This is a genomic window from Alphaproteobacteria bacterium (assembly GCA_040905865.1).
In the GTDB taxonomy this organism is placed as follows: domain Bacteria; phylum Pseudomonadota; class Alphaproteobacteria; order UBA8366.
Genome location: JBBDQU010000044.1, coordinates 22,854 through 28,893, shown reverse-complemented (window position 1 = coordinate 28,893; position 6,040 = coordinate 22,854). Strand labels below are relative to the sequence as shown.

The 6,040-nt window shown below is 64.4% G+C and carries 3 protein-coding genes; 1 reads left to right on the top strand and 2 read right to left on the bottom strand.

Annotation, left to right across the window (positions count from 1 at the left end):
- The first annotated feature begins 337 nt into the window (after positions 1-337).
- Positions 338-1,645, top strand: a complete 1,308-nt coding sequence (locus tag WD767_08810; GenBank protein MEX2616182.1) for an aminotransferase class III-fold pyridoxal phosphate-dependent enzyme — start codon at positions 338-340, stop codon at positions 1,643-1,645.
- Positions 1,646-1,754: 109 nt separating this feature from the next.
- On the opposite strand, the gene WD767_08805 is transcribed toward WD767_08810, so the two are convergent.
- Positions 1,755-3,377, bottom strand: a complete 1,623-nt coding sequence (locus tag WD767_08805) for a GMC family oxidoreductase N-terminal domain-containing protein (GenBank protein ID MEX2616181.1) — start codon at positions 3,375-3,377, stop codon at positions 1,755-1,757.
- A 242-nt stretch (positions 3,378-3,619) separates the two neighbouring features.
- Complete coding sequence (locus tag WD767_08800; GenBank protein MEX2616180.1) at positions 3,620-5,578, bottom strand: PEP-CTERM sorting domain-containing protein; 1,959 nt, start codon at positions 5,576-5,578, stop codon at positions 3,620-3,622.
- Between the last annotated feature and the right edge of the window lie 462 nt (positions 5,579-6,040).

Sequence of the window (6,040 nt, the reverse complement as noted above, 5' to 3'; positions counted from 1 at the left end):
TACTCAAAAGGAAAACCCCGCCGGAAATCCGACGGGGTTTGTCAGCGGTCTGAGGTGCGGGTTAGATTCCCGCACCTTTTCCGGTTTTAACCAACCGCTTTCCAATGGATTTCCGGAACCGGTTCTATGAACCGTATAGCGGACACAGTGACCTCTCAATGACGTGTCGGCTACTGACACGATTCCGAAGTTTGCCGCACAAGGTGTTTAGTCCCGGAGTGTGATGGGTTGGGTTTGCCGCCCACCGGTGGCACAGGCGGCCGGTTACCAAACCATTTGCAGGACGCGACCAAACCGCAGCATGATGGGCCAGCAGATCAGAACCAAAGGTCCCGTCATGTCCGACCGCCGGAATTTCGATATCGCCGCCGCGCTCGAAGAGGCCGAAGCCCGCTTTGTCGCCGCCAATCCGAAAAGCGCCCGGGCCTACGAGGCCGCGAAGCGCTCCATGCCGGGCGGCAATACCCGCACCGTGCTGTTCTACCCGCCATTTCCGCTCACGCTGGCGGGCGGCGAGGGCTGCTGCGTCACGGATGTGGACGGCCACCGCTACACCGACTTCGTGACGGAGCAGACGGCCAGCCTCTACGGCCACTCCGAACCGCGCATTCAGGCGGCCGTGAAGCAGGCGCTGGAGAACGGCATCACCCTCGGCGGCCCGACCGGGCGGGAGGCCGAACTGGCCGACCTGCTGACCGCCCGCTTTCCTTCGCTGGACATGGTGCGCTTTACCAATTCCGGCACCGAGGCGAACCTGCTGGCCCTGCTCACCGCCCGGGCCGTCAGCGGCAAGGCCGAAATCCTGGCGTTCGACGGTTCCTATCACGGCTCGATCCTCTCCTTCGGCCCCTATGGGCGGGAATTGAACGCGCCCTTCCCCTGGACGCTCGGCGCCTACAACGACGTGGACGGCACGGCGGCGCTGATCCGCGCGAAGAAGGACACGCTCGCCGCCGTCATCCTGGAGCCCATGACCGGCTCCGGCGGTTGCATCTGCGCGACCCCGGAATTCCTCGCCATGCTGCGGGAGGTGACGGCGGAGTGCGGCGTCATCCTGATCTTTGACGAGGTTATGACCAGTCGGCTCGGTCCCGGCGGCTACCAGGGCGTTTGCGGCGTCACACCGGACATGATGAGCCTCGGCAAGTATGTCGGCGGCGGTCTGACCTTCGGCGCGTTCGGCGGCAAGGCCGCGATCATGGAGCGTTTCGACCCGTCGAAGCCCGGCCACCTGAGCCACGCCGGCACCTTCAACAACAACGTCCTCACCATGGCCGCCGCCGTCACGGGCCTGCGCGAGATCTATACGGCGGAGAAGGCCGTCGCCATGAACGAGGCCGGCAATGCCCTCCGCGCCCGCCTGAACGGGACGCTGGCGAAGCATGGCATCGCGGGCCAGGTCACCGGCTACGGCTCCATGATGATGCTGCACCTGACGGACGAGGAACTGACCGGCCCCGCTGACAGCGCCAGGGTCAGCGCCGCCGCCCGCGGCCTGTTCCACCTCGGCATGATCGAGCGCGGCTTCTACGTGGCAAGGCGCAACATGATGGTCCTCTCCCTGCCCATGGGCGACGGCGAATTCGACGGCCTGGCCAATGCCGTGGACGACTGGTGCGGCCAGTACAAGGGGCTGTTTCAGTAACGATTCACTTGCATCAACACCGTGCCGCGGTGGAGGCCCTCCATCGGCGCGCGCCGTGCCTTCTCGGCAGTTGCAACGGCCTCTTTTGCCGAGCGTCGTTGGGTCCCGCTCACGCCGCGGCGCGTTGCCGCGCGCGGGCGTCCTCCTTGATCATGTCGGCGCCTTTTTCCGCGATCATGATGGTCGGGGCGTTGGTGTTGGTGGAGGTGACGGCCGGCATGACCGAGGCGTCGACGACCCGCAGCCCCTCCATCCCGTGCACGCGCAGCCGGTCGTCGACCACGGACATCGGGTCGGGGCCCATGCGGCAGGAACAGCTGGCGTGGAACACCGTCGTGCCGGCCTCGCGCGCGAAATGCAGGAATTCGTCGTCGCTCTGCACATCCGGGCCCGGCACGGTTTCCGCCACCACATAACGTTTCAGCGCCGGCGCGTTGAACCAGTCCCGCACCAGCCGCAATCCGGCGACCATGCTGCGCTGGTCGCGGTCCGCGTCCAGGTAGTTCGGGTTGATCGACGGCTGGTCGCGCGGATCGGCGGTGCGGGCCAGAACATGGCCCCGGCTTTCGGGGCGCATCTGCCAGATTCCGGACGTCATGCCGGGCTTGGTGTCCAGCTTGCGCGTCGGTCCCGGGGCAAAACTGCCCGAGGAGAAAAGCGCCTGCATGTCCGGCGTCGCCGATTCCGGCAGCACCTTAACCGAGGCGGCCAGCAGCGAGGCGGCATAGGTCAGCATCCCGCGCCCCTGAAACGTGTATTTCATCAGCTCGCCGATGAAGCGGATGCCGCGCGAGCGCTCGTTCAGCGTGCCCACATCCTTCACGTCGGCCACCACCCGGGTCAGGAAATGGTCCTGGAAGTTCTGCCCCACCCCCTTCAGCGCATGCCGCACCTCGATGCCGAGCCCGCCGAGATGGTCCGGATCGCCGACGCCGGACAGTTGCAGGATATGCGGCGAACCGATGGCGCCGCCGGAGAGGATCACTTCGGCACTGGCGTCGGCGCGCTCCGTCACCCCGCCGCGCGAGAATTCGACCCCGACCGCGCGCTTGCCGTCCAGAATCACCCGGTGCGCCAGCGCGTTGGTGACGACCTGCAGGTTCGCCCGCTTCATGGCGGGGCGCAGGTAGGACCGCGCCGCGCTGGCCCGGAACCGGCCGCCGCGCGTCTGCTGCACCCAGCCGATATGGTCGCCGAGCCCGTGCGGCAGGTCGTTCAGATCCTCGCGGTATTCCCAGCCCATTTCCTGGCCGGCCTTCAGTGCGGCGACGCAAAGCTCCGGCTGGTCGCGGGTGCGCGAGGTGAACAGCGGCCCGCCCTTGCTATGTATCGCATCGGCATCGCCTTCCCAGTTTTCCGCCTTGCGGAAATACGGAAAGACCTCGTCCCCAGACCAGCCGCGATTGCCCAGTTGCGACCAGTGGTCGTAATCCTCCGGCTGCGAGCGGATATAGATCATGCCGTTGATCGAGCTGGAGCCGCCCAGCACCCGGCCGCGCGGATAATTGATCTCGCGACCGTTCAGCCCCGAATTCTTGTCGGCCTTGAAGCCCCAGGTAATCGTCGGATGCTCCAGCAGCTTGATATAGCCGGCGGGAATATGGATATAGGGATTTGTATCGCGACCGCCCGCCTCCAGCACGATCACCCGTATATTCGGGTCTTCCGTCAGGCGGTTGGCGAGCACGCAGCCGGCGGAACCGGCCCCCACGATGACATAATCCGCTTGCATGGCTATTTCTCTCTCCCCGGTATCGAACGGCCCGGGCGGATGTGCGCCGGACCGGAAGTCTACAACGAAGAAGAGCGATGCATATCGGCAGGATGCAGGTCAATAGGCTTGACGGGGCCGAGGGAGATGTTCCATCAGCCGCGCCCTGTCCAGCCGGTCACCGTGACAGCGCCCGTTTCACGCGGCGCAAGCGGCGGAACCGGCCGCAGCGTTATTGCCGTTCGCGCAAGTCGGGCTTTGCTTCAAGCCTGGGTTTTCCGGCGGCGGATCGCGAAGAGGCCGGCGAGGCCCAGGCCGAACAGCGCCATGGCGGCGGGTTCCGGAACGGAAGCGGTATTGCTGGCGACCGGGGTGCCGCGCAGTTCGAAATTCAACGTCGGGGTTTCGCCGTTGCGGCTTTCGACAATAATCTGCAGCACATGGCTGCCACCGGCCAGGTCGGGAAATTCCGCCCGGTAGTCATAGCCGGCCTGGTCGGTGAAGGTGCCGGGGCCGCTGGCGCCATGGACGAATACGCCGTCGATCCAGATCAGGATGCCGTTGCCGGCATTGGCGCGGAATTCGACGTCCGTCCACAGGTCGTCGGCGATATCGAATTCGTAGACGAGGGCGATTTCCGATCCGGGCGCCCAGTTCGCCAGCACCGCCGCGATTTCGTCCCAGTGCTCCAGATTCGCGGCGTCGGACAGCCAGTCGTCCAGCAGGGCGTCGGCGGCGCTCAGGTCCGGCTCGGTCGTGATTTCGGTGAAATTCGTGTCCTCGCAGGGCGCCTCGTCGCACAGGAACGTACCGGTGCCACTGCCATTGTCGAGCAGGTTGCCCAAGTCGATTGCCACGCCCTGGCTGTTATCGTCGCCATCGCCCTGCTTGACCAGGACCTGACGGTCGAAAAAATCGTCCGTATCGACGACGGGCGTCTCGACAGCCGGTTCCGGCGCTTCGGAAAGCTGCAGCGCGGCCGGCGCGACGCTGGACGCCACCTGCTGCCGACGATTGCCGAAGGAGCTGATGAACGGCGCGCGCGTCGTCGGCGCCGGCGTATTGCGGACCGCGGGCGGCGGGACAGTTTTGCGGGAGGCGCCGGCGGAGGCCTGCGACGTACCGGATGAATTACCGGGCCCGAGCGGCGCAAAGCCGCCGCGGGGCGCATCGGGACCGGCGGCGGGTTCAAGCCCGGAAAAGGCAGCGGCCAGCGCGTCCGCGATTGTCGGGTTCAGTTCCATTTTATTCAAATCTATCGGTTCGGCGACGATCGCCGAAATCGTGCGGTCCTGCGGCAGGCCCTGGAAGTCGATTTCCAGACGGCCGTCTCGGACGATGACCCAGCCTTCGATGCCGAGGCCCTGTGCGGTCTTGCGGATCGTGGGATTGACGATCCCGGCAACCTTGTCGCCGGCTTCTGTGCCGAGGCTGCGCTGCGTCCGCGGCGCCTTGCCGGCCATGTCACCGGCGCCGATGGACGCGTCGTTGATCGTGATTCCGTTGCCGAACGGGTTGCGGCCTTCCCCATCGTCCACGGCGGGGTCGGCGACGATGAGGATGCGATACATGCCATTCGGAAGGGACGTCCTGAAGTTGGCGGGGGCGTTGATGCCATCGGTCAGGGCGGTGGCGCCATTGACGGCGGTGATGTCGCCTTCGACGCCGTCGAGCCGGAGCGATTCCGGCGTGACGGGCGTAAAACCGTGCTGGACCGGGGCGTCGGATGCGCCGAAATCCCAGCCGACGGCGCCGCCGGTGAGATTGAAATCGTCACTGATCCGCAGGGAGGACAACTGGCCCGCGGATGTGGCGAGCGAGGCGACGGCCGCGATGCGCCAGGCCGCGTCGCCGGCATTTTCGGTTTGCGGCAACGTCTGGATCAGCGTCTGGGCATCGCGAAGGATTTCCTCCCGGCCGGGACTGTCCTGTTCGAAGAACTGCTTGAGCTGGTTCAGGTTGTCCAGGCTGTCCTTGAAGGCGTTCATCTGCGCCTTCAGCAGTTGCAGGCTGCTGCGGGGCTTCGCCAGCGCGGTTTTTATCGGGGTCTCCTTCTGCACCACGTCCGGTGCGCCGATAACGCCGGCATGGACCGGCAGGCCTGCGACGCCGATCGCCGCGCTCAGGAGAACGGCAAACAGTCCGGAGCGGTACGCGCCGCGCCGCGCGGTTTCGCCGATCGCGCGTTGCCGTATGGTCCCTGTGGTGGCGTTGTTTTTCATTCCAAGTTTCAGTGCTTCAAATCTTTTTTGGTCTGCTTCGCGGTTCGAATACCGTTCGTATCTGCTTTATGGTGTTTTCTTCGGCCTTCAGGCGCCGGCAATTTGCGCAATTAATGCCAGATCTTCGTCACCCGTTTGGCGTATGGAATATCATTTCGACGTAAAGTAACGGGTATGAAAGACCTGGGATTGCGGCAATTTCCCGAGAAAAATCCATGCAAGCAATTAAAAAATAACGATAAAAATTCTCAAACCATTTTTAAGACATTAAAAGTTAATTTACATAAAATTTTACCGAAAAACAATTTAATATTTTCTAAAACTAAAAACAAGTGACGGTCGTCACACCTGACGCATCCGCCCTGCCCGAACATGAAAAAACACCGGCCGCCCCCGAAGGGACAGCCGGTGCCGGGTTTCAGCCGTAGCGCTGCAACCGACGCCGTAACGCGGCGCGGAACG

What these genes read in the sequence shown, in the direction of transcription:
- WD767_08810 (MEX2616182.1), top strand. Translation starts at nt 338, where the DNA reads ATGTCCGACCGCCGGAATTTCGATATCGCCGCCGCGCTCGAAGAGGCC.
- WD767_08805 (MEX2616181.1), bottom strand. Translation starts at nt 3,377, where the DNA reads ATGCAAGCGGATTATGTCATCGTGGGGGCCGGTTCCGCCGGCTGCGTG.
- WD767_08800 (MEX2616180.1), bottom strand. Translation starts at nt 5,578, where the DNA reads ATGAAAAACAACGCCACCACAGGGACCATACGGCAACGCGCGATCGGC.